Source organism: Boseongicola sp., from assembly GCF_057460485.1.
The window spans coordinates 1-2,778 of the sequence record NZ_JBVCWP010000409.1; the positions used below are offsets into that span (position 1 = coordinate 1).

Consider the following 2,778-nt stretch of genomic DNA (forward strand, 5'->3'; position numbering starts at 1 on the left):
ACGCCAGTGGCTGAAATCTTGGAGTGCCGGTAAACGTAAATAGGCTCATAAGGTCATCCTCTCGAGGTCGGTGTTTCAGCACGACCATAGGGGGCGGTCAAAAAGGATGGTATCCATCCAAAAATTGTGCTGTTCTACAAAAATGAAGAGCGCGCCCAGCAACTGGTCGAATATCAGAGTCTTTCTTGCCGTCGTCCGTACTGGCTCAACATTGTCGGCATCACGAGAGCTTGGCGTTGCACAGCCAACCGTTGCCCGAAGGATCGACGAGTTCGAGCAGGAGCTCGGACTGATCCTGTTTGAACGCGACACGCGGGGCTTCCACCTTACGCCCCAGGGCGGGAAACTGGTGAAAGATGCGGAAAAGGTCGAGGCAGCGGTGCGGTCATTGGGGGCCACTGCCGCAGAACTTGCCAACGACGCATTCCGGATAATACGGTTTTCAGCACCGATCGCGGCACTGTCGGACGAGATATACGAGGTCATTACCGAATTCAGGGATGCGCATCCCGACACACCTGTCGAAGTTACCCCAACCAATCAGTTTCTGGACCTAATGGGCGGCGAAGGCGACATCGCGCTGCGCATCACCCCGCAAATCAAGGAAGATAATCTGATCTGCCGCAAGCTCGGCGTTCTGTCTGGGGGGATTTACGCTTCCCGCAGTTACTCTGGTCCGCTGCCTTCGGAGCAAGATCGATTGAGCGGCTATAAATTTGCAGTGTTTGAGGGTCAGAACGTGCCCCATACGCTCAACAACTGGTTACTGGAGCAGATCCGGCCGGAGCAGGTGGCGGCCAAGTGCTCTGATCTCGGGTCAATGGTCGCGACAATTGGAAATGGCGAGCTCTTGGGGCCGTTGCCCAGGCCCTTGGGTGACCGGTCCGAGAAACTGACTTCCTGCTTCTACGCACCCGACAGCCTGTCTGTTCCTGTCTGGCTTGTCATTTCTCCGGCGGCGTACCAGCGCAAGATCGTTCGAGCCTTGGTGAAGTTGATGGCGAAACGATACCGTTCGCTCGGTTGGTAGCGGGGCGGCCGCGTGACTGCACTGGGCTCAAAGCGGACATTCGCCCACTATCCACAAGCTAGCTTCCTGCCAATAATTGTGCCCCGGTTCCAGCCATGTTTTTCTGAAGTCTTTTTTGGATTTCAGAGGGGCAGTTCCCATGCGGAAATACTTACTGGTCGACAAGGCAACCGGTGAAGAATCCCAGGCGGACGCGGACACGGTGGGACGCGTCACCGGCGTCGAGATCAGCTATATTGACTGTGTGCTGGAGCAGGACGCGAAATTTGAAAATGGGGATTGGGAAGTGCGCTTGATCGATGATGAGCAGCTTCGCTCTAGACCATTGGTCTATTCAGTGTCACCCTTTAACAGTTCGTGTGCAGAACACTTGCCGACCGCTATTTATCACCGCACCCAACACGAATTTGGGATAAGATACACACATGCAAGTACCGATTCCCGAGGTAGACCCGCCAAACCTCGCCGACCTGGGCTGGCGCCATTTTTTCCTGCAGCAACTCGAGCCCAATGATTTGGTGTCATATCGACCTGTTCGGGTGTTGGCCGTTCATCGCAACAGCCTTCGGGTCGCCGGCGATGGTATAGAAACCACGATAAAACCATTTTCCGAAGATGAAGATGATGGATTGGGTCAAGCAACAGTGGGCGATTGGATCTTGCTGGATCAAGACGGTCATTACGGCATCCGGGTGCTGGACCGAATAAGCGCATTCAAACGGCGGGCTCCTGGTGAAGGGCGTAAAACGCAACTGATTGCAGCCAATATCGACACGCTGTTTATAGTCACCTCTTGCAACAAGGACTTTAACGTAGCGCGGCTGGAGCGATATTTGGCAGTCGCGCGCGAAGCGGATGTTACACCGGTTATCGTTCTGACCAAGGCTGATCAGACCGATACGCCAGAGGAGTTCCAACGCGCGGCGTCTGGATTGATGGCCAATCTGAGCGTCGAGGTTTTGGATGCCCGCGACAGTGGGCAGGCGGCGCGCCTGTTGCCTTGGTGCGGCAGAGGTCAGACTGTTGCCTTTGTGGGCTCCTCTGGGGTCGGCAAGTCTACTCTGATAAATACACTCTCGACCGGTGATCTTATCGAGACGCAGCACATTCGCGAAAACGACGCCAAGGGGCGGCATACCACGACACATCGCGAAATGCACCGACTTGGCACAGGCGGATGGCTACTCGACACGCCTGGAATGCGAGAGTTGCAGCTGACCGATGTTCAGGCGGGCATCGAAGAAGTATTTTCCGACATCGCCGCATTGGCTGGGTCCTGCCGTTTCCGGGATTGCCAGCACGAGACAGAACCCGGATGCGCTATAAGCGCCGCAATAGAGGATGGAGAGATTGATCCGGGCCGCGTGAAGCGCTGGAAAAAGCTTGTTGCTGAAGAGGCCCGTAATTCTGCAAGCCTCGCCGAAAGAAGGGCAAACAACCGCGCCTTCGGCAAGATGATTAAGGTTGTAACGAAGTCAAAAGGTTCTTGACGCCCCCATCGTTCAAATCGAAGCAGACGTTCGTTCTGATGCAACTTAGAATCGGCTGTGCCAAAGCAAGCACGAGACTGGCGGCTTATGATGACTTTGAAATGCGGCGGAGTTTCAGGTCAAAAATCTGCCCCAACTACTCATTTATCACGACTATTTCTGCAACATTCTGGTGACCCGATTGGAACCGAGGACCTCTTCGCAAAGTGGAACCGGGCCCGCAAGAGGTAACGGCCTACCACTTAACCCATTCAAAAA

The 2,778-nt window shown here is 54.8% G+C and carries 2 protein-coding genes; both read left to right on the forward strand.

Annotated features, from left to right (window positions below; all coding sequences use genetic code 11):
* The first annotated feature begins 142 nt into the window (after window positions 1-142).
* Complete coding sequence (locus AC221Y_RS22895; RefSeq protein WP_486708595.1) at window positions 143-1,030, forward strand: LysR family transcriptional regulator; 888 nt, start codon at window positions 143-145, stop codon at window positions 1,028-1,030.
* 425 nt (window positions 1,031-1,455) lie between these two features.
* Window positions 1,456-2,520, forward strand: a complete 1,065-nt coding sequence (rsgA, locus tag AC221Y_RS22900) for a ribosome small subunit-dependent GTPase A (protein WP_486708596.1) — start codon at window positions 1,456-1,458, stop codon at window positions 2,518-2,520.
* Window positions 2,521-2,778: the final 258 nt, after the last annotated feature.

Bases quoted from the DNA above. Each gene is read 5' to 3' on its own strand.
- AC221Y_RS22895 (WP_486708595.1), top strand. From the start codon at position 143: ATGAAGAGCGCGCCCAGCAACTGGTCGAATATCAGAGTCTTTCTTGCC.
- rsgA (WP_486708596.1), top strand. From the start codon at position 1,456: ATGCAAGTACCGATTCCCGAGGTAGACCCGCCAAACCTCGCCGACCTG.